This window comes from Burkholderia sp. JKS000303, assembly GCF_002563755.1.
In the GTDB taxonomy this organism is placed as follows: Bacteria; Pseudomonadota; Gammaproteobacteria; order Burkholderiales; family Burkholderiaceae; genus Burkholderia; species Burkholderia anthina_B.
Window position 1 is genome coordinate 1609029 of the sequence record NZ_PDBZ01000001.1, and the last position, 24438, is coordinate 1633466.

The following is a 24438-nucleotide window of genomic DNA, read 5'->3' on the forward strand; positions in this document are numbered from 1 at the left end:
ATTCCGGTCACAATGACCGTAACAAATTGCCAATCCACAGACGTTTTCAGGCCGCGACGACCCGATTTCGCCCCGCATCCTTCGCGCGATACAGCGCGGCATCGGCGGCTTCGATCAACGCGTCGGGCGTCGACAGCTCATCCTGCGACACGGTCGCGCATCCGACGCTCACACTCAAACGCCCGGCCGACGCAGGCATCACGAGATCGAGCCGCAGCACCGCTTCGCGCGCCTCTTCGGCAACGGCCCGCGCACCGCGCGCACCGGTGTTCGGCAGCACGATCGCGAACTCCTCGCCGCCGTAGCGCGCGACGATATCGGTGGGTCGCCTTACCGCACCGGCCAGCGCATTCGCGACCGCGATCAGGCAGGCATCACCCTTCACATGACCGAACGCGTCGTTGTATGCCTTGAAGTGATCGACGTCGACCATCAGCAGCGACAACGGCTCGCCCTGTCGCCGCGCCTGCAGGAACAGCGTATGGAAGTGATCGTTGAAGTGGCTGCGGTTGAACGCGCCCGTGAGCCCGTCGCGCGCGGAAGAACGAATCAGCGTCGCGTGCGCCTCGAACAGCTGCTGATACAGCTTCGTCACTTCCCACGCGAGCACGCATACGAGCACGCCGGGCATGAACATGCTGAACACGCGTGCCAGATACCAGCCGACCGTGAACCGGTTCGTGGTCAGCAGGTTCAGCGTCGTATCGGTGAGGCAGGCGAGCACCGCGATCGCGAGCCACATGTCGAGGGTCGTGCGCAACCGGCCCGCGGCCAGCACGGCAACGAGCGCGAGCGTATTGAGCATCCAGACGACGAGCGCGATCCCGTTCACGGGTAGAACGGCTCCAGTGCCGGGCGGACGGAGCGCGGGCGGCAGCGCGACGTTCAGCGCGAGCACGCACAGCAGCGCGGCGGCGAGCGCCGGGCCGCCGACCAGCGCGACGGTCCACCAGCGCGTCTGCGCCGGGCCGATCGGCAGATGCGTGAGCCGCTCGCGGGCGAACAGGGCCGCCATCACGAAGCACGGAAAGCCGGCATGCCAGAACACCCACATCCATGCGGCGCTTTGCGGACGCGCGCCGAGCAATCCATGCGGCGCGAACACGCCGGGAAAGGTGAGCAGTTGCAGCGCGACGGCGAGTGCGGTGAACGCATAGGCGCCGCCGAGCGCACCGAGCACGGGCTGGCGCGTCACGGTGAACTGCGCGCCGAGGAAGAATGCCGCGATGCTCGCGGTGGTGAACACGGTCAGCGCACACATCGGCATGAACGGCTCGACGGCCGGCAGCGCGACGTTCGCGTGCGGCACGGCGACCCCGAGCGCGAGCACGATGACGAGCGCCGTCAACGCGCCGAACCAGAGCTGCCGGCGCGTCGTGTGCTGGATCAGGATGCCTTCCATGGATTCCCCCGGGCGCTCGTGCGGAAACGCGCCCGGTCTTGGCGTCGGGCGGCATGCAGCCGGCCGCAGCGCGACCCGGTGCGGCCCGATCCTATCGCGTTATTGGCGCGCGCTCAAATACTGAGGCCAGGCCCGAAGTTGCCGGCGACCCAGTGCGTGACGGCATCGACGTCCGCGTAATCCTGTTCCGGCAGGCCGTCGAGCATCGACAGCACTTCGTTGCTCGCGCCGGCGTCGCGCGCGGCGTCGACGATCGCATCCTTGTTGGCGGGATAGCGCACCGCCGCGAGCACGTCGGCGATCTGCAGATCGATCGCTTCGTGAGGGATATCGTGCGCCGGGAGTGAGGGTTTGTCGTTCACGTCGTCGTCTCGCTGGTTGAGCGGGAATCGGTTCGATGCGGCAGGCGTTGCACCGTTCGGGGCGACCCGATCCGGGGTGCCCTGTACGGGGATGAGGATCGGCTCAGACGATCGGCTCAGTGTCCGCGCCGCGCGCGGCGCCACGGATGCTTCCAGTCGATGTGCGGTGCGTTTTCGTCGCGCGGATGCTGGCGCCGATGTTCCTGCCAAAGTTCGTCGGAGAACAGCGCGGCCACGATCACCAATGGCAGCACGAGGAAAATGCCGAGTATGACTTGCTCGATCACGATAGCCTCCTTGCGGTGGCAGGAACCGTTGCCCCCATTCTAGGCTCTGAACTCGGCCCGCGGTCAACTTCTTACAACGCGAAACGCGTGGCGTCCGGCGTAGCGCCGCCGGCGCGTTTTGCACACGCGCGGACATCAAAAAAGGACACGAACATGCAACTCCAGAACGACAACCACACGCTCGCATTGCGGCCGCTGGAGCGCCAGGATCTGCGCTTCGTCCACGAATTGAACAACGACGCAAAAATCATGCGCTACTGGTTCGAGGAGCCGTATGAAACCTTCTCGGAGCTGTCGCAACTGTATGACCGCCACGTGCACGACCAGCGCGAGCGCCGCTTCGTCGCGGTCGATCCGCAGGACGAGCTCGTCGGCCTCGTCGAGCTGATCGAGCTCGACTACATCCACCGTCGCGGCGAGTTCCAGATCATCATTGCGCCGCAATGCCAGGGGCGCGGCTATGCGGGACAGGCGACGCGTCTCGCGATCGAGTACGCATTCAAGGTGCTGAACATGCGCAAGCTGTACCTGATCGTCGATACGTCGAATGCCGCGGCGATTCACGTGTACGAGAAATGCGGATTCCAGCACGAGGCGGAATTGAAGGAAGAATTTTTCGGAAACGGCGCGTATCACAACGCATATCGCATGTGCATCTTCCAGCGCGATTATTTCGAGCGCACGCAGACGAACTGAATCAATCCGGGTAGAAACACCGGATGAAATTCGCGTCGCGGCCCTGCTGCCGCCGGCACGACGCATGCGGGGAAATCCGGGTAAATACGAGAACGCTTATACCTGGCATTTTTCTTGTATCAGGCAATGGCGGCCCCGCACTGCGGTAAATTCATATCGTTTCGGACGACTTTAGGTGCGACGCATCAAAGTCGCAGCGATATTGAAATGAATTATCCAAATCGTTCAAACAGCGCATTGTAACTTGGCTGAAAGCCTTGTCGGGCAGTGCTGTGCGCTCGGCGGCACGGGCCTGTGCGCCGCACGGCAAGCGTCGCCGCGCAGGCGCGGCACGCGAAAATCCGGCTGCGCGCGGGGTGCGACAATCGGCCGCTATTGCGATCGCACAACAAATGTGCTTGATATCGCTTGCCGGTCTTCTAAAGTGAAAAACGCGGGTTCACGATCACCTTTAAACACATAGCTAACCCAGCCTGGTGCCCGCAAGCCTGGAGACAAATATGATGAAGCGAGCCGGTGTCCTTTTCGCCCTTGTTGGCGCATTTTCCTTCGTGTCGATTGCCCAGGCAGACGGTGATTCGGCCGTCAAGCCGAAGCAGGAAATCCAGCTGACGAAGAATGCATGGGGGTGTCTGTCGAAAGACAATCTGGACTCCGTACTGAGTCATGAGCGTGACGGCAAGTCGCAGGCAAGGCAGCAGTATTTCGATGACTACCGTTGCCTGTCGGTGCCGGAAGGCCAGCGTTTCCGCGTGGTGTCGGTCGATCAGGGCGACGTGCAGTTCGTGAGTGCCGACAACAGCGACCAGCAAGGCCTCTGGACCGATTCGCGCTACGTCAAGCAATAACCCGCAGCGTACCTCTCGCCATCGCGCACCGGTCGTGGATGCCGGCGGCGCGGCCTGAATGCGGCCCGGCCGATGCCGGGCCGTTGTACTGTGGCGCGCGCATCGCACGCCGGGCGGCGCGCATTCGGTATCATCACGACCCGACCGAACCGAATGCCCGCCCGGGCCGTATCCGCATGGCGCTGAAATCCACGATCTACAAAGCCGAACTGCAAATTGCCGACATGGATCGGCATTACTATGCCGATCACGCGTTGACGGTTGCGCGTCATCCGTCGGAAACCGACGACCGGATGATGGTGCGCATCGTCGCGTTCGCACTGTTCGCGCACGAGCGTCTCGAGTTCTCCAAGGGGCTGTCGGACGTCGACGAACCCGATCTGTGGCAAAAGGACCTGACGGGCGCGATCGACGTCTGGATCGAGGCAGGCCAGCCCGACGAGCGGCGCATCTCGAAGGCCGCCGGCCGCGCCGGACAGGTCACGGTGATCGCATACGGCGGCAAGACGTCGGATATCTGGTGGCAGGGCGTGCGCAGCAAGGTCGAACGGCTGCGCAACGTGCAGGTGCTGTCTCTGGCCGATGGCGTCGCGGCTGCGCTCGGGCGGCTCGCCGAGCGCACGATGCGTTTGCAGTGCACGGTGCAGGACGGCGCCGCATGGATCTCGAGCGCGGACCACGATCCGGTCGCGGTCGAATGGACGGTGCTGAAGGCGCGCGCGGGCGCGTGAGCGCCGCCGCTCAGCCGAGCGCGGCGGGCGGCCCCTTGAATTCCAGCATGTTCCCCTCGGGATCGAACAGATAGATCGACGGCCCGTAGCCGCCCGCACCGTAGCGTTCGGCGGGAGCGCCGGGCCGCGCACCGTAGGCGGCGAAATGCTCGGTCAGCGCGATGGGATCGAACGGCTCGACGCGCAGGCACAGGTGATCGAGGTTGCGTCCCGTGCCGGGCGGGCCGCTGTCGGGGCGATCGATCGGACCGCCGACCGACAGCAGGTCGATCAGCGCGTCGCCCGCGCGCAACTGCACGAGGCCCAGGTCGGGCTGTTCCTTCTCCACGTGGCAGCCGACGGCATCGCAGTAAAAGCGCGTCATCGCGGCCATGTCGGTCACGCGCAGCACGACGTGATCGATCGCGCGGATGGTCGGTTTCATGAACGGGCACTCCTTTGCGGACAGCGTGCCCCGAGTGTAGACCGCACCGACGACGCGCGCCGGAACAGCCACGAACGATGGACGAAAAAAAGCCCGTTCACGCAGAGCGGAACGGGCTTAATCCATATCAGGAGGAGACATGGAGGAGACAGTTCCAACTATACACACGGCGATGGTGCGTTGCAATATTTCGAGTGTAAAAAATCGTCAGGATGGCGATTTGTCGCAGCCGCAGTGCAGCAAAAAGGTGACGGGATGATGACGAAAGCGGTGCCCGGGCAGCGCCGGCGCGGCTTTTCGTCTGATTGAGCGTTGTCGATGTGCCCCCGGTTTATGTCCCGCTTTCGCCGACGCGAATCACAGAGCAAGATTCAGGGCGCGACGGCATGTGCCGATGTCTAGAGTAGGCACCATCTACACTAGAGAGTGCGAGGTTCAGATGAAAACCGCCTATCCGACCGACGATGCCCGCTGGGGCGCCGTGACCGCCCGCGATCCGCATGCGGACGGCGCGTTCTTCTATGCCGTGCGCACGACCGGCGTGTTCTGCCGCCCGAGCTGCGCGTCGCGGCTGCCGCGGCGCGAGCACGTGTCCTTCTTTGCCGATCCGGCCGCCGCACGCGCAGCCGGGTTCCGGCCGTGCAAGCGCTGCCAGCCGGAAGGGCTGCCGCGCGAGCTGGAAATCGTCAATCGCGCGTGCGCGGTGCTCGACGCGCATGCCGAGCGGCTCACGCTGCAACAACTGAGCGACGCCGTGCACGTGAGCCCGTTCCACCTGCAGCGGCTCTTCAAGCGCGTGGTTGGCGTGTCGCCGCGGCAGTACCAGGCCGCGCAGCGCGGTGCCGCGTTGCGGCAGGCGCTGCAAAGCGGGCAGCCGGTCACGCAGGCAGCCGTCGACGCGGGGTTCAGTTCGCCGTCGCGGCTCTATGCATCGGTGCCGCGCGAGCTCGGGATGGCGCCGTCCGCGTTCCGTCGCCAGGGCGCCGGCCTGCGGATCGACTATGCGACCGCGGCGACGCCGCTCGGCACGGTGCTCGTCGCCGCGACCGAACAGGGTATTTGCCGGATCGCGTTCGGCGACGCGCCGGCGGCGCTCGTCGCCGAGCTGAAGGATGCGTTCGCCCGCGCCGAACTGGTCGAAGCGCCGTCGCGGCTCGCGCCGTTCGTCGCGCAGATCCGGGCATACCTCGACGGCACGCGGCACGCGTTCGACCTGCCGCTCGACATCGCGCCGACGGCATTCCAGCAGCGCGTGTGGGAAGCGCTCACGCATATCCCGTACGGCGAAACGCGCAGCTATTCCGAAATCGCCGAGGCGCTGGGCTCGCCGCGCGCGGTGCGGGCCGTCGCGTCGGCATGCGCGTCGAACCCGGTCGCGCTCGCGATTCCGTGTCACCGTGTCGTGCAGAAGGGCGGCGCGCTCGCCGGCTATCGCTGGGGCGTGCGCCGCAAGGCGACGCTGCTTGCATCCGAGGCACGCCATGTACACGGCGATGAAACCGATGTCGTTGCGGAGGGCAACGCAGCTTGAGCATTGAAACAACCACGATCACGTCCATCGCGAACGGCGGCCATGTGCCGCCGTCCGCGCAGATGGAACTGCGCTTCAAGGCGCCGTACGACTGGGCGCGCGTGCTGCGCTTTTTCAGCGGACGGGCGATTCCGGGTGTCGAGCAGGTCGTCGACGGCGTGTATCGCCGCATCGTCGATCTGCATGGCGACGCGGGCCGGCTCACCGTCACGAAGCATCCGCGCAGGCATTGCCTGATCGCGACGGTCGAAGGGGCGGCCGCGCGTCATGTCGACGACGCATTCGCGCGTCGCGTCGCGTCGATGTTCGACCTCGGCGCCGATCCGGCCGCGATCGGCGGCGGGCTCGCGCGCGATCCGTGGTTCGCGCCGCTCGTCGAGGCCGCGCCGGGATTGCGCGTGCCGGGTGCGTGGTCGGGGTTCGAACTCGCGGTGCGCGCGATCGTCGGCCAGCAGGTGAGCGTGAAGGCGGCGACGACGATCGTCGGCCGGCTCGTCGAACGGGCCGGTGAGCGCGTCGCGCACGAGGACGGCACGGCCGCGCCGGACGGCGCGCCCGCGTGGCGTTTTCCGACGCCGGACGCGCTGGCCGCGTGCGATCTCGAGAAGATCGGGATGCCCGGCAAGCGGGCGGCGGCGCTGACGGGCATGGCGCGCGCGGTGGCGGCCGGCGACGTGCCGCTCGACCCCGCGCATGCCGATCTCGGCACGCTGCGCAGCGCATGGCTCGATCTGCCGGGCATCGGCCCGTGGACCGTCGAATACATCGCGATGCGCGCATGGCGCGACCCCGACGCGTGGCCGGCGTCCGATCTCGTGCTGATGCAGTCGATCACCGCGCGCGATCCGTCGCTCGACCGGCTCGCGAGCCAGAAGCACCGCACCGAAGGCTGGCGGCCGTGGCGCGCGTATGCCGCGCTGCATTTGTGGAACGACGTGGCGGACCGGGCTGGCGGCGCGCGCGGCGGATGAGGGGCGCGGCGGCGGGTCGACACGCGTGAGCGGGCAACGCCGCGATGCGGCGCGCGCGGCGCGAGCGCCGGGCGGATCGGTCGGCCTCCTCATGGTTGCGCCCGCTGCGCGATTCGGCGAATTCGGCGCCGGCCGTGTTGAATGCATGGCGCGGTTCATGCGCGGCGTGGGCTGACGGGTTCGGTAGCGCCGGTTGCACCTGTCGCTGCAGAGGCGCGCGCCACGTTCCGTCCGATGAATTCGTACCGATCGCCCCGTTCATCGACCTCGGCACGAAGCCGGCCAGGCCCGACCCGATGGCCGCCATCGCCCCGTCCGGCGGCCCGCTGCGCCGCGCGTGGCCTGCCCGGGGCCGCCTCAAGCGCGTGTTTCGGCGAGATGTTAAAGTGCCCGCTACCAACGAAGCGACCAATAATCCAGCCGGCCGCGCGCGGCGTTCTGCACGCGGCCGTCACGCACTTGCGTCTCCATGTCGAACACCATGACTCACCGCCAGTCCGAACTGCTGCTGAATCGTCTCGAAGCGTTGAGCTCGGGCCCGACACGGCAGCGTCTGCCCGACGGCCTGCGCGGCATCGAAAAGGAAAGCCTGCGCGTGACGCGCGACGGGATGATCGCGTTCACGCCGCATCCGCGCGCACTCGGTTCGGCACTGACGCACCCGTCACTGACCACCGACTATTCCGAAGCGCTGATCGAGCTGATCACGCCGGCGGAACCCGATGCATCGATCACGCTCGAGCGTCTCGACGATCTGCACCGCTACGTGTATGCGTCGCTCGGCGACGAGATGCTGTGGAACGACTCGATGCCGGGCCTGTTGCCGGCCGACGATGACATTCCGATCGCCGATTACGGCACGTCGAACATCGGCCGCCTGAAGACGGTGTACCGCCGCGGCCTCGCGTATCGCTACGGTCGCACGATGCAGTGCATCGCCGGCATCCACTACAACTACTCGCTGCACGAGGAAGTGTGGCGGCGCCTGCATGCGGAAGAGGGGTCGACGGCCACGCTCGTCGATTACCAGTCGGAGCGCTATCTCGCGCAGATCCGCAACTTCCGTCGCCGCAGCTGGCTGCTGATGTACCTGTTCGGCGCGTCGCCCGCGCTCGATACGCGGTTCCTGCGCGGCAAGCCGCACAAGCTCGACACGTTCGATGCCGATACGCTGTACCGGCCGTATGCGACGAGCCTGCGGATGAGCGATCTCGGTTACTCGAACACGACCGCGCAGGCCGCGCTGCAGGTCGACTACAACACGCTGCCCGGTTATCTCGACGCGCTGTCGAAGGCCGTGAGCGAAGCGTATCCGCCGTACGAGGCGATCGGCACGCATCGCGACGGCGAGTGGATCCAGATCAACACGAACGTGCTGCAGATCGAGAACGAGTTCTACTCGACGATCCGGCCGAAGCGCGTCACGTATTCGGGCGAGCGTCCGCTGCATGCGCTCGCGTCGCGCGGCGTGCAGTACATCGAAGTGCGCTGCCTCGACATCGACCCGTTCGAGCCGACCGGCATCGCGCTCGAAACCGCGCGCTTCATCGACGCGTTCCTGCTCGCCTGCGCGCTCGACGACAGCCCGGCGCTCGACTGCGATGCGTACAACGAAGCGAATGCGAACTTCGGCAGCGTGACGATGGATGGGCGCAAGCCGGGGCTCACGCTGACGCGCGACGGCCAGCCGGTCACGCTGCAGGCATGGGCGGACGACCTGATGGCCGATATCGAGACCATCGGGCGCCGGCTCGACGAGGTCCGCGGCGGCGACGAGCATGTGCGCGCGATCGCCGCGCAGCGCGCGAAGCTGGCGGATCCGGAGCGCACGCCGTCGGCGCGCGTGCTGCGTACGATGCGCGAGAACGGGCAGTCGTTCCTCGACTTTGCGCTCGCGCACAGCGAAGCGCATGCCGCGCACTTCCGTGCGAACCCGCCGTCGGCCGATACGATGCGCGCCGAGCAGGCGCTTGCCGCGAAGTCGCTCGCCGAGCAGGCCGAGCTGGAAGCGAAGGAGGCCGGATCGTTCGACGCATTCGTCGCGGCCTATCGTGCGTACACGCTGAACCGCTTCAGCGTGTGACCTCGACAGCCCGCTGCGCGTCACGCGGCGGGCATGCCGGCTGCGGGCCGGGGTGCAGTGCGTTCATGCGCGCGCCCCGGTTTCTCCCGCGTCAGTGATGCGCGTACGTGTCGCGATCGACCACTTGCGGCAGTGCTGCCTTCCCTGATTCCACATTGGCATGGCCGTCGCTGCCGTAGCCGGCCGTGTCGCCGCGTGCCTGCGCGGCACGCTGCATGACCTCCTGCATGTTTTGCGGAAAGTCGGGACTGCTGGCGAGACTCGTCCGGTAGCCTGCGGCCTGCAATTCCACGAGTTCCTGGCGAACGTCCGCACGTGTCAGCGTCGACGCGGCGTGGGCTTGGGCGGCCACGGCCGAGCCGATCAGCAGTAACGTGCAGGCCGCAAGTTTCATGGTTTTCATCGTGTTTGCTCCGTGAAGTTCCGGAGCCGCGCATGTGTTGGCGCGGGCGGAATCGATGCAGCCAGTCTAGGCTTCGGACGCCAAACGAAACATCCCGCTCGCCGTCAGGCACCTTTGCCGGCTGTGCAACATTGCAGCGGCGGTTTGCTGGCGCGCGCGTCAGCCGGCTGCCATCGGCCATTCAGCGTGCAGCCGGCGGCGTGTCGCGGGTGCCGCGCATCGGGCTTGTCCCCCCTTGTGCAAGCGCGATCCGCCTCCTAACCTTTTTTAAGCGACCGATCGGTCGGCGCTGTCGCATGGTTGCATGCGCAAGCGTCGGACGGTCATCGCCGCCGTGGAACGCACGTTTGATACGGGACCGGGGCAGGCGCCGACGCGCAGCATCCCGCCGGCATCCGGTCGACCGCAAAAGCACGGGATTGGAGCACGCGCCAACGCACCAACGCGCCGACGCCAATCGACAACGGAGACACGATGAATCCCACTGCAGCCCTGCCGCCCGGCATCCTGTTCGCACAGCCGCTGACGCCCGTCGCCAACTCGCTGTTCCTGTCGTTTCTCGTCGCGGTGATCCCGATCGCGGTCGCACTGATCGCGCTCGGCGTGCTGCGCCGGCCGGCGTGGCAGGCGTCGCTGGCCGGGCTCGTCGCCGGCCTCGCGGTCGCGATCGGCGCGTGGGGCATGCCCGCCGGCCTCGCATTCAACGCGGTCGGCGCCGGCATGGCACTCGCGGTCGTGCCCGTGATGTGGATCGTCTTCAACGCCTTGCTGCTGTACAACATCGCAGTGAAGTCGGGCCGCTTCGACCAGTTTCGGCAGTGGATGCTCGACAACCTGCCCGACGACCGGCGCCTCGTGCTGCTCGTCGTCGCGTTCTCGTTCGGCTGTCTGCTCGAAGGGATCTCGGGCTTCGGCACGCCGGTCGCGATCACCAGCGCGCTGCTGATCGCACTCGGCTTCCCCGCGCTCGAAGCGCTCACCTACACGCTGCTGTTCAACACCGCACCCGTCGCGTTCGGCGCGCTCGGCGTGCCGATCACCGTGCTCGGCGCGGTCACGTCGCTGCCGCCGACGACGCTCGCCGCGATGGTCGGCCGGCAACTGCCGTTCTTCGCGCTGCTGCTGCCGTTCTACGTGGTCGGTGCGTATGGCGGCCTGCGCTCGATTGCGAAGCTGTGGCCCGCGCTGCTCGTGTCCGGCGGCAGCTTCGCGATTGCGCAGTTCGTCACGTCGAACTTCCTCGGCTATCAACTCACCGACGTGCTGGCGTCGCTCACGTCGCTGATCGTCACGATCGGCTTCCTGCAGGTGTGGAAGCCGCAGCCCGATCCGCAATACGCACTCGCGCGCAGCGTGCCCGCGACGGCCGGCGCCGCGCGTGCGGGCTTCGGCGGCTGGCTGCCGTGGATCGTCGTGTCGGTGGTCGTGATCGTCTGGGTGCACGCGAACATCGCCGCGATCGGCGACGTGAAGATCAAGTGGCCGGGCCTGCACAACACGGTGTTCGTGTCGCTGTACCACAAGCCGTATGCGGCGATCTGGGACTTCCAGCCGCTCGGCACCGGCACCGCGATCCTCGTGTCGGCAATCATCACGGCCGCGATGACGCGCACGGGCATCGGCGCGTTCTTCGAATGCGTGGTCAAGACGTGGCGGCAGACGTGGATCGCGATCGTCACGGTGATGATGATCGTCGGCCTCGCGTACCTGCTGAACTACTCGGGGATCAGCTACACGCTCGGCACCGGCGTCGCGTCGACCGGCGCGCTGTTCCCGCTGGTGTCGGCGTCGCTCGGCTGGATCGCGGTGTTCCTGTCCGGCAGCGACACGTCGGGCAATGCGCTGTTCGGCAACCTGCAGGTCGTCGCCGCACGGCAGCTCGGCCTCGATCCGGTGCTGATGGCCGCGACCAACTCGTCCGGCGGCGTGATGGGCAAGATGATCTCGCCGCAGAACATCGCGACGGGCGTGTCGACGACGGACCTGAAGGGGCAGGAGGGCGTCGTGTTCGCACGCACCTTCTGGCACAGCGTGATTCTCACGCTGCTGCTCGGCGTGCTGGTGTTCCTGCAGCAGCACGTGCTGACGTGGATGATTCCTGCGCTGCCGAAGTGATGTGAGCGCAACGACAGAAGGAAGGCACGAGGAAAAACGAGGGAAGGCGCGAGAAAAGCGCCAGTAAAGTGCGGAACCGGTGAGCGCGCGGCAGTTCAGCGCGCGTTCGCCCGCCGCGCCGTTCGTCCTGCTTCATCCGCCCCGGCCGCGTCGCTGCCGGCCGGCAGGATGCACGCAAGGAACGCGTCGATCGCGGGGCTCTGGCGGCGCGCTTTCAGGTAGTACACGTATTCGTCGATCGTCGTGTCGACGCCGCGCAGTTCGACGATGCGCAGGTCCGGATGACGCTCGGCCTCGCCGCGCGGAAAGAGGCTCCCGCCGACGCCGTGCAGGATCGCCTCGCGGATCGCTTCACGGCTGCCGATTTCGGCGATCGAAGTGGCCGCCACGCCGGCCGATGCGAGGATCGTCTCCGTGCAGCGGCGCGTGACCGAGCCTTCCTCGCGAATCAGCAGCCGCACGTCGGCGAGCTGCGCCGGATCGATCGCGTCGAAGCGGGCGAGCGGATGATTGCGATGCACGACGAGCACGAGCGGGTCGGTCGAAATCACCTTGCGTTCGAGGCCGTCGGCATCGTTGCGCTGCGACGAGACGGCGAGATCGATGCGGAATTCCTGCAGCGCCTGCAGGATTTCCTCGGAGTTGCCGATCCGGCAGGTGAGCGCGATCGACGGATGCGCATTCGAGAAGCGGCCGACCGCGTCCATGATGTAGTACGGCCCCGTCGCGCCGATCCGCAACTGACCTTCGAACAGGCCGCCGATGTTGCGCAGCATGATGTCGGCCTGCGCTTCGAGCGCGATCATTTTCTCGACGAGCGGCAATAGCTCGATTCCCGTCTCGGTGACCTCGAGCTTGCGGCCGCTGCGGTAGAACAACTCGACGCCGTACAGCTGCTCGACCTGGCGGATCTGTGCGGCAATCGCCGGCTGGCTCACGCCGAGGTGGCGCGCGGCGCGCGTGATGCTGCCCTGCCGGACGGTCGCATGGAACGCCTTCAGCTGATCGAACACGACTCGGCTTCTCCCCTCTGTATCGCGCGTCAGCGTAGCGCATGCGTATGTCGGCCGGATGAAAGGCGCGTCGTGCGCCGCTTCGAAAAAATTCTTGTGGGTAACCCAAAGAAACCTGCGGTAACCGGTCACGGCCGGGACACGCCGGTGCGGGGTAATAACGGCGACGCAAACCGCCGGCCCCGCTCGACTGGCGCCCCCACTCCTACCGACAACAGGGTTCTCTTCATGTCCTCGAACAATCGACGCGATTTCCTGCGCCTTGCCGCCCAGTCGGCCGGCGCGATGGCCGCGTACGCCGGCTTCCCGCCGGCCATCCGCAACGCGCTGGCCATGCCGGCCGCGTATCGCACCGGCACGATCCGCGACGTCGAGCACGTCGTGATCTTCATGCAGGAAAACCGCTCGTTCGACCATTACTTCGGCGGGCTGCGCGGCGTGCGCGGCTTCAACGACCCGCGTCCACACCTGCTGCCGAGCGGCGCGCCGGTGTGGCAGCAGCCGCCGGCGTCGGTGTTCACGAAGAACTACCATTCGCGCGGGCTCGATCCGGCCGCGCCGTACGTGCTGCCGTTCTACCTCGATCCGAAGCAGACGACCGAATTCCAGCCGGGCACCAACCACGGCTGGAGCAGCGGCCACCTGTCCTGGAACAACGGCCAGTGGGACCAGTGGGTGAACCAGAAGCAGGACGTGCTGACGATGGGCTACCTGAAGCGCCAGGACCTCACGTACCACTATGCGCTGGCCGACGCGTTCACGATCTGCGATTCGTACTTCTGCTCCGCGCACGCCGACACGGCGCCGAACCGCATCTACCTGTGGACCGGCACGGTCGACCCGCGCAACGTCTACGGCAACCCGCCGAACGGCCCGGGCATCGGCGAGCGCGACGACGTGAACGGATACACGTGGACGACCTACGCCGAGCGCCTCGAGAACGCGAAGGTCAGCTGGAAGGTGTACCAGGGCGGCACCGGCATTCCGGGCGATCCGACCGACAACTACACCGACAACTCGCTGATGTTCTTCAAGCGCTTCCAGGTGAAGGAAGGCGCGAGCGGCCCGCTCGTCGACAAGGGCGCGTCGGACCACACGCTCGCCGAGCTGAAGGCGGACGTGCAGGCGAACCGGCTGCCGCAGGTGTCGTGGATCGTCGCGCCGTACAAGTACAGCGAGCACCCGCAGGCATCGCCGACCGACGGCGCGTTCTACATCAACATGGTGCTCGAAGCGCTGACGTCGAACCCCGAGGTGTGGGCGAAGACGGTGTTCATCCTGAACTACGACGAGAACGACGGGCTGTTCGACCACGTCGTGCCGCCGGTGCCGCCGGTCACGAGCGGCGTGGGCGGCCAGGGCATCGTGTCGTCGAACCTGCTGTCGAACCTCGGCGACGAACTGCTCGACCTGAACAAGTACCCGGGCGAAATGAGCCCGCTCGTGCCGGGCGCCGACCCGGGCGGCATCCAGCCGATCGGCCTCGGGCCGCGTGTGCCGCTGATCATCATCTCGCCGTGGACGAAGGGCGGCTGGGTCTGCTCGGAGACGTTCGACCATACGTCGGTGCTGCGTTTCCTCGAAGCACGTTTCGGCGTGCAGGAGCCGAACATCAGCGCATGGCGCCGGTCGATCTGCGGCGACCTGACGTCGGCGTTCGACTTCTCCGCGCGCCCCGACACGCGCACGGTGAGCTTCACGGTGCCGCAGCACATCGCGACGGCCGGCCAGGCGTACCAGGTGCCCGCGCAGCAGTCGATGCCGGCCCAGGAAGCGGGCACGCGTCCGGCCCGCGCGCTGCCGTACGAACTGTTCGTGCATGCCCGCGTGAACGGCCGCGACGACGCCGTGTCGCTCGATTTCGCGAACTCGGGCGAGGCGGGCGCCGCGTTCTACGTGTACGACCGCCGCAATCCGGCGACGCCGCCGCGCCGCTATGCGGTGTCGGCGCATGACCGGTTCGCCGATACGTGGAGCACGTCGGCCGCGGGCGGCGACTACCATCTCGCCGCGTACGGCCCGAACGGCTATCTGTGCGAATTCCAGGGCAATACGCGGCTGGCGGCTGATGCCCGCCACGCGAACGCGGAAGCGAAGATCGGCTACGACGTGCGCAACCGCCACGTGTATCTGCAACTGCGCAACAGCGGCCGCGCGAGCTGCCGCGTGGTGGTCGACAACGCGTACAGCCATGCGCATGCGCGCAGCTACACGCTGGAGCCGGGCGAGCGCATCGAGGATCACTTCGAGCTGTCGTCGAGCCACGGCTGGTACGATCTGACGATCACCGCGACGACGCTGCGCGGCGGCGACGACAAGGTCGTGCGCCGCTTCGCGGGCCACGTCGAGACGGGCCGGCCGAGCCAGAGCGATCCGGGGCCGCTCAAGCAGACGGCCTGACGGCGGGCCGTCGTTGCGCGGTTCGGCGGCCTGCCTGTCCGCCGCCGCGCGACGCCGCGTGCCGGTCGGTTTCATCCGGATTCCGGCACGCGGGATTGGTTTTTGGAAACTGAAAACTGTTGACAATATGTCGGGGCGAGGGTATACAAGGATCATTCGCCGATATGGCGCCCTCGTTTTCATTCGCAGCTTTGCTGCCTGCCGACCATGACTGTCCCGAACGCGCTCAACGCCATCGAACTCCTGCAAAGCCAGTCGCTCGCGATGATTGTCCAGGACATGCTCGAGCGCGCGATCGTGTCCGGCGAATACGCACCCGGCGAGAAACTCAACGAAGTCGATATCGCGACCAAGCTGAACGTGTCGCGCGGCCCCGTGCGCGAGGCATTCCGCGCGCTCGAGCAGGCCGGGCTGCTGCGCAACGAGAAGAACCGCGGCGTGACGGTGCGCATCGTGCCGCTGCGCGAAGCCGAGGAGATCTACGAAGTGCGCGCGATGCTCGACGAATCGGTCGCGCGCGCGCTTGCGAAGCGCATTTCGCCCGATACGCTGAAGGTGCTGAAGGGCATCATTCAGTCGATGAAGGATGCCGCGAAGACGCATGACGTCACGCGCTATACCGAGCTGAACGTGCAGTTCCACGATGCGATGGTGGTCGGCGTCGGCAATACGCATCTCACCGATACCTATCGCCGGCTCGTGCGCCAGCTCGGGCTGCTGCGCCAGGCCGCGATCGAAGCCGAGGAGGATGCGATCGCGGTGTCGGCGGCCGAGCACGACAAGATCGTGCAGGCGCTCGCCGGCGGCGACGAGGAGAAGGCGGTTGCACTCGTGCGCGAGCACGTCGCGCACGGCCTTGCGCGGATGCGCCGCACGCACGAACAGGGGTTGCCCGCGACGGGCAAGGCGGCGCGAGAGAAAGTCGCGCGCGTGTAAAGCGGCCGCGCGGGCCGCTGCATCAAAAGCAAAGGGACGCTTCTTGGCGTCCCCTTTTCATTGAGCGTCACGTCATCGCATCAGCGTATTGTCACGCCTTGTCAGCCTTCCCCGCCGCACTCGCAAACTTCGCGAGCCACGTGTCGACCATCGCCGGCTGCCGGCTCTCGTCCTCCGCGCGTTCCTTGCGGCGGATCGCGTTGCGCACGACGTGCGCGCCGACATAACGGATCGGCTCCGGCGGGAAAGCCCCGAGCGGGCCGCGCACGATCGGGCTGCGCGTCCACGCGTTGTCGAGGCCGAGCACCAGCGACGACAAAATCTGCCCGCCCATGTAGGTCGGCCCGACGCCGTTGCCCGAATAACCGAAGCCGTAGAACACGTTCGGCGCGTTGTCGAGGCGGCCGAAGAACGGGAAGCCCGTCACCGAGCGGTCCGACGGGCCGTTCCAGCTCGCGGTGACCGGCACGCCCGCGAGCGACGGGAAGAATTCGCGCAGGCTCCGCGTGAGCTGCGCCTCGTACGGCGAGCGCCGGTCGAACACCGGCGCGATGCGGCTGCGCCACGAGAACGTGTTGCCGCCCTTGCCGAGCATCAGCCGGCCGTCGGCGGTCGTGCGGTAGTAGTAGACGAAGATCCGCGAATCGAGCACCGACACGCCGTCCACGAGCCCGGTCTTTTCGAGTAGTTCTGGGCATTTCTCGGTGATGACCATGTCGCTCGACACCACCGCGATCGTGCGCTCGAACTGCGGGAAGCGGCTCGCCATCCACGCGTTGATCGCGAATACCAGCTTGCCCGCGCGCACGCTGCCGGACGGCGTGCGCACGACGGCCGGTTGCCCCGCCGTGAAGTCGACGAACGGCGAGCGCTCGTAGATCCGGATCCCCATTGCGAGCGCGACGCGGCGCAACCCGCGTACGAGCTTGCCCGGATGCACGGTCGCGGCGATCGGCGAGTACACGCCGTCGAGATTGCGCGCTGAGCCGGAGCGGCGCGCGACTTCGGCGGCCGGCAGCGGCTCGTAGCTGTGAATCCCGCATGCGGCGAGCGCATCGAGCACCGGCGCGAGCGTGCCGACCTGCGCGCGCGATGTGGCGGTGTACAGCGTGCCGTCGAGCCGCAACTCGGCATCGATGCCGTGGGTACGGCAGAAGTCGGCGATGTGCTGGACGGCTGCTTCCGACGCCTTCACGAGCCGGATCGCCTCCGCTTCGCCGAACAGCCGCCGCAGCGTCAGGAATTTCGCGGACCACGTGAGCAGGCACCCGCCGTTGCGCCCGCTCGCGCCGGCGCCGCACAGGTCGGCCTCGAGTATCGCGATGTCGAGCGCCGGGTTCTGCTGCTTGGCCTGGATCGCGGTCCAGAGCCCCGTGAAGCCGCCGCCGACGATACAGACGTCGGCCTGCGTCGCGCCCTGCAGCGCGGGTGCGAGATCGCCGTCGTTGAACAGTGCTTGTTCGATCCAGAAGGGTCGCATCGGGTGTCGTGCCAGTAGAGGTCCAGAGGTCGGCCGTGCCGCACACGGCGGGAGAAAACCAAAGCGAAACCGCCGCACGGCGACGCGCGGCGGGAAGCCGTGCGCCGCCGTGCGGCCCGGGACAGCGCGTTCAGGCGGCTGCTTCGGCGGAGATGCGGCGCACGCCCATCGCCTTCAGCGTGTCGGCGATCGCGGCGACCGCGCCCGGAATGCCGGCTTCACCGAAGTGCCCGATGCAGCCGACGCGGAACGTGTCGACCTCGGTCAGCTTGCCCGGATACAGAATGTAGCCGCGCTTTTTGACCTCCTGATAAAAGCGCTTGAAGTCGTAGTTCGGATCGTCCGGCGCATGGAACGTGACGATGATCGGTGCCTGGATCGCCGGATCGAGGAACGGCCGGAAGCCGAGCGCGAGCATCCCGTCGATCAGCGCGCGGTAATTGCGCTGGTAGCGGCCGCCGCGCGCGGCGAGCCCGCCTTCGTCGACGTATTGCGCGACGGCCGCATCGAGCGCCGCGACCACGTGCGTCGGCGGCGTGAAGCGCCACTGGGTCGTGCGCTGCATGTAGACCCACTGGTCGTACAGGTCCATCGCGAGCGAGTGGCTGTTGCCTTCGCAGCGCTCGAGCGTGGCGCGCTTCGCGATCACGAAGCCGAGCCCCGGCACGCCTTCGAGGCATTTGCCGGATGCGGCGATCACCGCATCGAACGGTGTCGTGCGCGCGTCGATGTCGATCGCGCCGAACGAACTCATCGCGTCGACGATCAGCCCGCGGCCATGCTTCTCGACGACCTTCGCGACGTCGTGCAGCGGGTTCAGTACGCCCGCGCCGGTTTCGCAGTGCACGAGCGCGACGTGCGTGATGGTCGGATCGGCGGCGAGCGCACGTTCGACATCGGCCGGATCGACGCGGCGCTCCTCGCTGTAGTCGATCGTCGTGAGCTTGCGGCCGAGCACGCGGCAGATCTTCGCGAGGCGCGCGCAGTAGGCGCCGTTGTTCGGCACGAGCACGTGGCCGTCGCGCGGCACGAGCGTGCCGATCGCCGCTTCGACCGAGAACGTGCCGCTGCCTTGCAGCGGCACGCATTCGTGCGTGCCTTCGCCGTGCACGATCTGCAGCAGCCGTTCGCGCAGTCGCGCGGTGATCGCGTTGAAGTCGCTGTCCCACGATCCCCAGTCGCGCAGCATCGCGTCGCGCGTGCGGTCCGAGGTCGTCAGGGGGCCGGGGGTGAGCAGGATGGGCTGGGTGGCGAGCGTCATGGTGTCTCCTTGGTGAAGTCGGGACGTCACGTGAATGCGGCTAAGGGATCAACGGCGATGCGGATTGCGCCAGGCCTGCGTGCGGCGCAACAGACGGTGCGAGATGCAGGCGAACAGCACGCACGCGAACGACGAGGTCGCGAGCACGAGCGTCGCCATCGCGGCGGCCGGGCCCATCTGGCCCGCGTCGTCGAGGTTCAGGATCGCGACGGACGCGGGCTGCGTGTCCGGCGAGTACAGGAACGCGACGGCGGAGACCGTCGTCATCCCGTTGACGAACAGGTAGCGCGCGATCAGCAGGACCGCGGGCAGGCACACGGGCACGGTCACGCGCACGAAGGTCTTGTAGAACGGCACCTTCAGCGACGCCGATACGGCCTCGAACTCGCTGTCGATCTGCCGCAGCGCGGTGACGGCGGTCAGGTGGCTCGACGCGTAGTAGTGGACGACCGTGACGATCGCGAGCAGCCACAGCGTCCCGTACAGCCCGTTCAGCGGATTGCCGGGCGCGTTGAACAGGAAGATGTAGCTGATGCCGAGCACGAGGCCGGGCACGCCCATCGGCAGGATCGCGCACAGGCTGATGAAGCCGCGCAGCCAGCGCGCGCCACGGGTCTTCTCGATCAGGTAGGCGCCGCCGAACACGACGATCGTGCCGCCGAGCGCAACCGTCGCCGCCATCCGCAGGCTGTTCTTGTACGCGTCGAAGATGCCGGCGCCGATCAGCCCCATCTTGTAGTGCTGCAGCCCGAGGCTCATCTGGTACGGCCAGAACTTCACGAACGACGCGAACACCGAGATGCCGACCACCGCGATGAAGAACATGCACACCAGCGCGCAGTACGCGAGCATCGCGGTGTCGAAGCCGCGCGACGGCTTCGGCTGGTACGGCGTCGAGCGTGCGCCGAGCTGCGACTGCTGGCGACGGCGGATGAAGTAGTCGACGCCGAACGCGACGAGCGCCGGGCACAGCAGCATCAGGCTCACGACCGCGCTGCGGTTGAAGTCCTGCAGCCCGATGATCAGCTTGTAGATGTCGGTCGACAGCACGTTGTACGAGCCGCCGATCACCACCGGCACGCCGAAGTCGTTGATGCACATCGTGAACGCGACCATCGTCGCGCTGATCAGCCCGTACTTCGCGCCGGGCAGCGTGATGGTGAAGAACTTGCGGAGGCGGCGCGTGCCCATCGCGTCGGCGGCCTCGTAGAGCCGGCCGTCCGCGAGCGACAGCGCGGTGACGAGGATCATCAGCACGTGCGGGAACGACGCGTACACCAGGCTCAGCACGATGCCCGGCAGCCCGTAGATCGAGTGGCCGTGCAGCAGCGGCTTGAGCAGCCCCGCGTTGCCGAACCAGTAGATGAACGACACGGCGGACAGCAGCGTCGGCGCGAGCAGCGGCAGCAGTGCGATCGTGCGTGCGGCGTTCTTCAGCGGCATGCACGAGCGCGTCAGCGCATACGCGAACGTGAACGCCATCGGCACGACGATCGCCGTGACGAGTGCGCCGACCGTCAGCGAATGCAGCATCGAGCGCAGCACGCCGCTGTCCTCGAGATACTCGACGAAGTTGTGCGCGCCGACGAAGTGCCCGTCCGCATCGACGAAGCATTTCTGCACGACGAGCGCGAGCGGCAGCAGCAGGAACAGCGACATCAGCGCGGCCATCGCGACGAGCGCGAGCTGCGCGACGCGGTCGTGCCAGTGCGTGATCTGCCGCACGTCGGCGGGGGCGGCCGCGCCGCGGCGGCGTTCGGTGAGGACGGTGCTCATTGCAGTCGCTCCTTCGCGCTCGGAAACACGCGCACATGCTCTCGATCGAGTGCGAGGTCGACCCGCGCGCCGGCCTGCACGCCGGTGCGATCGACATCGTGATACGACAGGTCGGCGACGATCTCCTGGCCGTCGAGCCCGTCGATCCGGAAGCTCACGCGGCAGAACGCGCCGAGGAATTCGAGCTTCTCGACGCGGCCGGCCAGCACGTTGTCGGCCGTCTCGCCCGGAATGCGGATGCGCAGGTCCTCGGGGCGCACGTAGACCGACACCGCCGCGCCCTGCGCCGGCCGGGTGGCGCCATGCCGGCAGTCGAAGCCGACGCCGCCGGCGCGCAGCGTGCCGTCCTGCGCGACTTCGGCGGGAATCGTGTTGACTCGGCCGATGAAGTCCGCGACGAACGGCGACGCGGGCTGCCGGTAGATTTCGAGCGGCGTGCCGATCTGCTCGATCACGCCGTGGTTCATCACGACGATCCGGTCGGCCATCGACAGCGCTTCTTCCTGGTCGTGCGTGACCATGATCGTCGTCACGCCGAGCCGCTGCTGCAGCGCGCGGATCTCCTGACGCAGCCGCACGCGCACGCGTGCGTCGAGCGCCGACAGCGGTTCGTCGAGCAGCAGCAGGCCGGGCGACGTCGCCAGTGCGCGCGCGAGTGCGATGCGCTGCTGCTGGCCGCCGGACAACTGACCCGGATGCTTGCGATGGCTGTCGGGCAGGCCGACCAGCGCGAGCAGCGTATGCACGCGCTCGTGGATCGCATCGCGCTTCATCTTGCGATTCACGAGCCCGTACGCGACGTTGTCGTAGACGGTGAGGTTCGGGAACAGCGCGTACGACTGGAACACGATCCCGTAGTCGCGCAGTTGTGGCGGCAGCCGCGAGATGTCGCGGCCGTCCTGCATGATGTGGCCGGCGTTTTGCGCCTCGAGCCCCGCGATGATCCGCAGCAGCGTGGTTTTCCCGCAGCCGGACGGCCCGAGGAAGCAGATCATCTCGCCCTTCATCACGCTCAGGTTGATGTCGGAGAGAACCTGTGTGTCGTTGTACCGCTTTTCGATGCGTTCTACGCTCAGATAGGGTGCCATGCACGCCTCCACGCTGCGGGCGGCCCGCCAGCGGGCCGGATACGACGATGGGAACAGATGCGGGGCGGCGCGTGACGCGGCCCCGCTGCCGGGTGTGGCGTTACTGCCGGGTCATTGCTGCGTCTTCGCCCCGTAGCGCTTCTGCCAGGTGTCGAGAATCGACAGGCGGTTCTTCGCGGACCACACGAAGTCGTTCTTCACGAGCAGGTCCGAATAGTTGTCGGGGATGCCCGAGAGCTTGCGCGCGACCCCCGGGTACGCGACGATCGCCCACCAACGCGCGGTGATCTGGTTCGCTTCCTTGCTCGCCATGAAGTCGGCGAGCTTCTTCGCGGCGTCCGGCTGTTTGGTCGTCTTCATGATCGCCGTGCCTTCCATGTCCCAGCCGAGGCCTTCCTTCGGGAACACCAGGTCGATCGGCGCGCCTTGCGCCTGCAGCTCGTGGCCGCGGAATTCGAACGAGATGCCGATCGGGAATTCACCGGTGCCGGCGAGCGTGCACGGCTTCGAGCCCGAATGCACGTACTGCGCGACGTTCTTGTCGAGCGCGTCCATGAATTTCCAGCCCTTGTCGTCGCCGAAGGTCTGCAGCCACGCCGTGACGTCGAGATAGCCGGTGCCCGACGATACCGGGCTCGGCATCACGATCGCGCCCTTGTAGATCGGCTTCGTCAGGTCTTCCCACGACGTCGGCTTCGGAATGTTCTTCGCCTGCGCGGCGACGCGGTTGTAGCAGATCGTCGCGCCCCACACGTCCATGCCGACCCAGTGCGGCGGCGTGTTGGCGTCGCTGTACTTGCGCGTGAGCTGGTCGAAGTCCTTCGGCGTGTACGGCATCAGCATCCCCTGCAGGTCTAGCAGCGTGAGGCTCGACGCGGCGAGGCCGAGCACGACGTCCGCGCGCGGGTTGTTCTTTTCGGCGAGCAGCTTCGCGGTGACCGAGCCGGTCGAGTCGCGCACCCAGCGGATCTCGACGTCGGGGTTCGCCTTCTCGAACGCGTCCTTGTAGGGCTTCATCGCCTCGTCTTCCAGCGCGGTGTAGACCAGCAGCGACGTCTTCGCGTGCGCCGCTTGCGCAGCACCCAGCGCGACCGCTGCGGCCAGCGCGAGACGGGCCGCGCCCGTCGCCCATCCATTCAAACGCTTGTGTACCGGCACTTCGTTCATCTTCAGACCCCTTGACTGTGGCGCCGCGGCACGCGGCGGATGAGTGGAGACCAGCCCTCTTTATGCTGCTTTGTACTTCCGTATTTTGCTTTCTGTTCTCTGCATGTTGTTGACAATCTACAAATCATCCATTTTAATGTCAAGCATGGAAAACACCTCCTCGGCGCGGCGCGGGCGCCGACAGCTCAACCCCCTTCGAACCGAAAGGACTGAACGTCATGACTGAAACGCCTGTATCCGTGGAAGTGAACGGCCGCCGCTACAACTGGATGAGCCGGCCCGTGGTGGTCGTCTGCGTCGACGGCTGCGCCTATGAATATCTCGAGATGGCGGCCGAGGCCGGCGTCGCGCCGTTCCTGCGCACGCTGCTGAAGCCGGGCACGGCGCTCAAGGGCGAGTGCGTGGTGCCGAGCTTCACGAACCCGAACAACCTGTCGATTGTTACCGGCGTGCCGCCGGCGATCCACGGGATAAGCGGCAACTACTTCTACGATCGCGACACCGGCGCCGAGGTGCTGATGAACGATCCGAAGTACCTCGTCGCGCCCACCGTGCTCGCGACCTTCGCCGAACAGGGCGCGCGCGTCGCGGTCGTCACCGCGAAGGACAAGCTGCGACGCCTGCTCGGCAAGGGGCTCAAGGGCATCTGCTTCTCGTCGGAAAAGGCCGACGAGGCGAGCATCGCGGAAAACGGCATCGACAACGTGCTCGAACTGGTCGGCAAGCCGGTGCCGAGCGTGTACAGCGCGGACCTGTCGGAGTTCGTGTTCGCGGCCGGCGTGCGCCTGCTCGAGACGCGTCCGATCGACCTGATGTACCTGTCGACCACCGACTACGTGCAGCACAAGTGCGCGCCCGGCACGGACGGCGCGAACGCGTTCTACCAGATGATGGACAAGTACCTGAAGCGGCTCGACGAACTCGGCGCGATCGTCGCGATCACGGCCGACCACGGGATGAACGCGAAGCACGACGGCGAGACCGGCGAACCGAACGTCATCTACCTGCAGGAGCTGTTCGACGAGTGGCTCGGCCACGATGCGGCGCGCGTGATCCTGCCGATCACCGATCCGTACGTCGTGCACCACGGCGCGCTCGGCTCGTTCGCGACCGTCTACGTGCCGGATTCCGCCGATGCCGACGCGCTGCGCGCGCGACTCGCCGCGGTGGACGGCATCGAGGTCGTGCTGACGGGCGCCGAAGGTTGCGCGCGCTTCGAGCTGCCGCCGGCGCGGATGGGCGACCTGATCGTGATCTCGAAGCAGGACGTCGTGCTCGGCACGCGCCGCATCAAGCACGACCTGTCGGGCCTCGACGTGCCGCTGCGCTCGCACGGCGGGATCTCCGAGCAGATCGTGCCGCTGATCTTCAGCAAGCCGGTCGCGACCGACATCTCGGGCCGCGCGCGGCTGCGCAACTTCGACATCATCGACATCGCGCTCAACCATCTGCAGTGATACGCAC

21 protein-coding genes are annotated in these 24438 nt (G+C 67.0%); 10 read left to right on the top strand and 11 right to left on the bottom strand.

Translation table 11 applies throughout. The annotated features are described in order from the left end of the window. Nucleotides 1-46: 46 nt before the first annotated feature. From BX604_RS07760 to BX604_RS38920, 3 genes are all read right to left on the bottom strand, one after another. Nucleotides 47-1402 (bottom strand): sensor domain-containing diguanylate cyclase, encoded by a 1356-nt coding sequence (locus BX604_RS07760; protein WP_098550239.1) that lies wholly within the window; start codon nucleotides 1400-1402, stop codon nucleotides 47-49. Nucleotides 1403-1515: 113 nt separating this feature from the next. Beyond that, nucleotides 1516-1764, bottom strand: a complete 249-nt coding sequence (locus BX604_RS07765; RefSeq protein ID WP_098550240.1) for a DUF2795 domain-containing protein — start codon at nucleotides 1762-1764, stop codon at nucleotides 1516-1518. A 116-nt stretch (nucleotides 1765-1880) separates the two neighbouring features. After that, nucleotides 1881-2051, bottom strand: coding sequence for a hypothetical protein (locus BX604_RS38920; RefSeq protein ID WP_162840546.1), 171 nt, complete (start codon nucleotides 2049-2051; stop codon nucleotides 1881-1883). Between the two features lie 153 nt (nucleotides 2052-2204). On the opposite strand from BX604_RS38920, the gene speG reads away from it, so the two are divergent. The 3 genes from speG (at nucleotide 2205) to BX604_RS07780 (ending at nucleotide 4326) form a co-directional block, all read left to right on the top strand. Next, the gene (gene speG / locus BX604_RS07770) at nucleotides 2205-2747 is read left to right on the top strand and encodes a spermidine N1-acetyltransferase (RefSeq protein WP_098550241.1); all 543 of its coding nucleotides are present in this window, start codon (nucleotides 2205-2207) and stop codon (nucleotides 2745-2747) included. Nucleotides 2748-3247: 500 nt separating this feature from the next. After that, a complete protein-coding gene (sap1, locus tag BX604_RS07775) occupies nucleotides 3248-3595 on the top strand; it encodes a surface attachment protein Sap1 (RefSeq protein ID WP_098550242.1) in 348 nt (115 codons plus the stop codon). Nucleotides 3596-3771: 176 nt separating this feature from the next. Further along, nucleotides 3772-4326, top strand: a complete 555-nt coding sequence (locus BX604_RS07780) for a YaeQ family protein (protein WP_098552748.1) — start codon at nucleotides 3772-3774, stop codon at nucleotides 4324-4326. A gap of 10 nt (nucleotides 4327-4336) precedes the next feature. Here the strand turns inward: BX604_RS07780 and BX604_RS07785 are convergent, their stop codons facing one another. Next, the gene (locus tag BX604_RS07785; RefSeq protein WP_098552749.1) at nucleotides 4337-4750 is read right to left on the bottom strand and encodes a VOC family protein; all 414 of its coding nucleotides are present in this window, start codon (nucleotides 4748-4750) and stop codon (nucleotides 4337-4339) included. Between the two features lie 439 nt (nucleotides 4751-5189). Here BX604_RS07785 and ada point away from each other — a divergent pair, with 439 nt between their 5' ends. The 3 genes from ada (at nucleotide 5190) to gshA (ending at nucleotide 9335) form a co-directional block, all read left to right on the top strand. Continuing rightward, nucleotides 5190-6281: a bifunctional DNA-binding transcriptional regulator/O6-methylguanine-DNA methyltransferase Ada gene (ada, locus tag BX604_RS07795; RefSeq protein ID WP_098550243.1), complete on the top strand. Its 1092-nt coding sequence runs from the start codon at nucleotides 5190-5192 to the stop codon at nucleotides 6279-6281. Next, nucleotides 6278-7252, top strand: coding sequence for a DNA-3-methyladenine glycosylase family protein (locus BX604_RS07800; protein ID WP_098550244.1), 975 nt, complete (start codon nucleotides 6278-6280; stop codon nucleotides 7250-7252). The genes ada and BX604_RS07800 overlap by 4 nt, the downstream gene beginning before the upstream one ends. A 469-nt stretch (nucleotides 7253-7721) precedes the next feature. Continuing rightward, nucleotides 7722-9335: a glutamate--cysteine ligase gene (gshA, locus tag BX604_RS07810; protein ID WP_179894788.1), complete on the top strand. Its 1614-nt coding sequence runs from the start codon at nucleotides 7722-7724 to the stop codon at nucleotides 9333-9335. 91 nt (nucleotides 9336-9426) lie between these two features. Here gshA and BX604_RS07815 read toward each other — a convergent pair whose 3' ends face one another. After that, the gene (locus tag BX604_RS07815; RefSeq protein WP_098550247.1) at nucleotides 9427-9738 is read right to left on the bottom strand and encodes a DUF4148 domain-containing protein; all 312 of its coding nucleotides are present in this window, start codon (nucleotides 9736-9738) and stop codon (nucleotides 9427-9429) included. Between the two features lie 474 nt (nucleotides 9739-10212). Between BX604_RS07815 and BX604_RS07825 the strand changes: the two genes are divergently transcribed. Next, nucleotides 10213-11853 (top strand): L-lactate permease, encoded by a 1641-nt coding sequence (locus BX604_RS07825; RefSeq protein WP_098550249.1) that lies wholly within the window; start codon nucleotides 10213-10215, stop codon nucleotides 11851-11853. Nucleotides 11854-11948: 95 nt separating this feature from the next. On the opposite strand, the gene BX604_RS07830 is transcribed toward BX604_RS07825, so the two are convergent. Continuing rightward, the gene (locus tag BX604_RS07830; RefSeq protein ID WP_098550250.1) at nucleotides 11949-12866 is read right to left on the bottom strand and encodes a LysR family transcriptional regulator; all 918 of its coding nucleotides are present in this window, start codon (nucleotides 12864-12866) and stop codon (nucleotides 11949-11951) included. A 228-nt stretch (nucleotides 12867-13094) separates the two neighbouring features. Here BX604_RS07830 and BX604_RS07835 point away from each other — a divergent pair, with 228 nt between their 5' ends. Both BX604_RS07835 and BX604_RS07840 read left to right on the top strand, forming a co-directional pair. Further along, entirely contained in the window at nucleotides 13095-15266 is a 2172-nt protein-coding gene (locus tag BX604_RS07835; RefSeq protein ID WP_098550251.1) for a phosphocholine-specific phospholipase C, read from the top strand. A 207-nt stretch (nucleotides 15267-15473) separates the two neighbouring features. Then, a complete protein-coding gene (locus BX604_RS07840) occupies nucleotides 15474-16202 on the top strand; it encodes a phosphonate utilization associated transcriptional regulator (RefSeq protein ID WP_098550252.1) in 729 nt (242 codons plus the stop codon). A 91-nt stretch (nucleotides 16203-16293) separates the two neighbouring features. On the opposite strand, the gene BX604_RS07845 is transcribed toward BX604_RS07840, so the two are convergent. From BX604_RS07845 to BX604_RS07865, 5 genes are all read right to left on the bottom strand, one after another. Continuing rightward, a complete protein-coding gene (locus BX604_RS07845) occupies nucleotides 16294-17682 on the bottom strand; it encodes an FAD-dependent oxidoreductase (RefSeq protein WP_098550253.1) in 1389 nt (462 codons plus the stop codon). A gap of 130 nt (nucleotides 17683-17812) precedes the next feature. After that, nucleotides 17813-18943 (bottom strand): 2-aminoethylphosphonate--pyruvate transaminase, encoded by a 1131-nt coding sequence (locus tag BX604_RS07850; RefSeq protein WP_098550254.1) that lies wholly within the window; start codon nucleotides 18941-18943, stop codon nucleotides 17813-17815. Nucleotides 18944-18991: 48 nt separating this feature from the next. Next, complete coding sequence (locus BX604_RS07855) at nucleotides 18992-20719, bottom strand: putative 2-aminoethylphosphonate ABC transporter permease subunit (RefSeq protein ID WP_098550255.1); 1728 nt, start codon at nucleotides 20717-20719, stop codon at nucleotides 18992-18994. Beyond that, nucleotides 20716-21807, bottom strand: a complete 1092-nt coding sequence (locus tag BX604_RS07860; protein ID WP_098552750.1) for a putative 2-aminoethylphosphonate ABC transporter ATP-binding protein — start codon at nucleotides 21805-21807, stop codon at nucleotides 20716-20718. The genes BX604_RS07855 and BX604_RS07860 overlap by 4 nt, the downstream gene beginning before the upstream one ends. A gap of 111 nt (nucleotides 21808-21918) precedes the next feature. Continuing rightward, nucleotides 21919-22974, bottom strand: coding sequence for a putative 2-aminoethylphosphonate ABC transporter substrate-binding protein (locus tag BX604_RS07865; protein WP_098550256.1), 1056 nt, complete (start codon nucleotides 22972-22974; stop codon nucleotides 21919-21921). A 218-nt stretch (nucleotides 22975-23192) separates the two neighbouring features. Between BX604_RS07865 and phnA the strand changes: the two genes are divergently transcribed. Beyond that, a complete protein-coding gene (phnA, locus tag BX604_RS07870; RefSeq protein ID WP_098550257.1) occupies nucleotides 23193-24431 on the top strand; it encodes a phosphonoacetate hydrolase in 1239 nt (412 codons plus the stop codon). Nucleotides 24432-24438 lie beyond the last annotated feature (7 nt).

Excerpts from the sequence above, each read along its gene's own strand:
- BX604_RS07760 (WP_098550239.1), bottom strand. The coding sequence starts at position 1,402 with ATGGAAGGCATCCTGATCCAGCACACGACGCGCCGGCAGCTCTGGTTC.
- speG (WP_098550241.1), top strand. The coding sequence starts at position 2,205 with ATGCAACTCCAGAACGACAACCACACGCTCGCATTGCGGCCGCTGGAG.
- sap1 (WP_098550242.1), top strand. The coding sequence starts at position 3,248 with ATGATGAAGCGAGCCGGTGTCCTTTTCGCCCTTGTTGGCGCATTTTCC.
- BX604_RS07780 (WP_098552748.1), top strand. The coding sequence starts at position 3,772 with ATGGCGCTGAAATCCACGATCTACAAAGCCGAACTGCAAATTGCCGAC.
- BX604_RS07785 (WP_098552749.1), bottom strand. The coding sequence starts at position 4,750 with ATGAAACCGACCATCCGCGCGATCGATCACGTCGTGCTGCGCGTGACC.
- ada (WP_098550243.1), top strand. The coding sequence starts at position 5,190 with ATGAAAACCGCCTATCCGACCGACGATGCCCGCTGGGGCGCCGTGACC.
- gshA (WP_179894788.1), top strand. The coding sequence starts at position 7,722 with ATGTCGAACACCATGACTCACCGCCAGTCCGAACTGCTGCTGAATCGT.
- BX604_RS07815 (WP_098550247.1), bottom strand. The coding sequence starts at position 9,738 with ATGAAAACCATGAAACTTGCGGCCTGCACGTTACTGCTGATCGGCTCG.
- BX604_RS07825 (WP_098550249.1), top strand. The coding sequence starts at position 10,213 with ATGAATCCCACTGCAGCCCTGCCGCCCGGCATCCTGTTCGCACAGCCG.
- BX604_RS07835 (WP_098550251.1), top strand. The coding sequence starts at position 13,095 with ATGTCCTCGAACAATCGACGCGATTTCCTGCGCCTTGCCGCCCAGTCG.
- BX604_RS07840 (WP_098550252.1), top strand. The coding sequence starts at position 15,474 with ATGACTGTCCCGAACGCGCTCAACGCCATCGAACTCCTGCAAAGCCAG.
- BX604_RS07845 (WP_098550253.1), bottom strand. The coding sequence starts at position 17,682 with ATGCGACCCTTCTGGATCGAACAAGCACTGTTCAACGACGGCGATCTC.
- BX604_RS07850 (WP_098550254.1), bottom strand. The coding sequence starts at position 18,943 with ATGACGCTCGCCACCCAGCCCATCCTGCTCACCCCCGGCCCCCTGACG.
- BX604_RS07855 (WP_098550255.1), bottom strand. The coding sequence starts at position 20,719 with ATGAGCACCGTCCTCACCGAACGCCGCCGCGGCGCGGCCGCCCCCGCC.
- BX604_RS07860 (WP_098552750.1), bottom strand. The coding sequence starts at position 21,807 with ATGGCACCCTATCTGAGCGTAGAACGCATCGAAAAGCGGTACAACGAC.
- BX604_RS07865 (WP_098550256.1), bottom strand. The coding sequence starts at position 22,974 with ATGAACGAAGTGCCGGTACACAAGCGTTTGAATGGATGGGCGACGGGC.
- phnA (WP_098550257.1), top strand. The coding sequence starts at position 23,193 with ATGACTGAAACGCCTGTATCCGTGGAAGTGAACGGCCGCCGCTACAAC.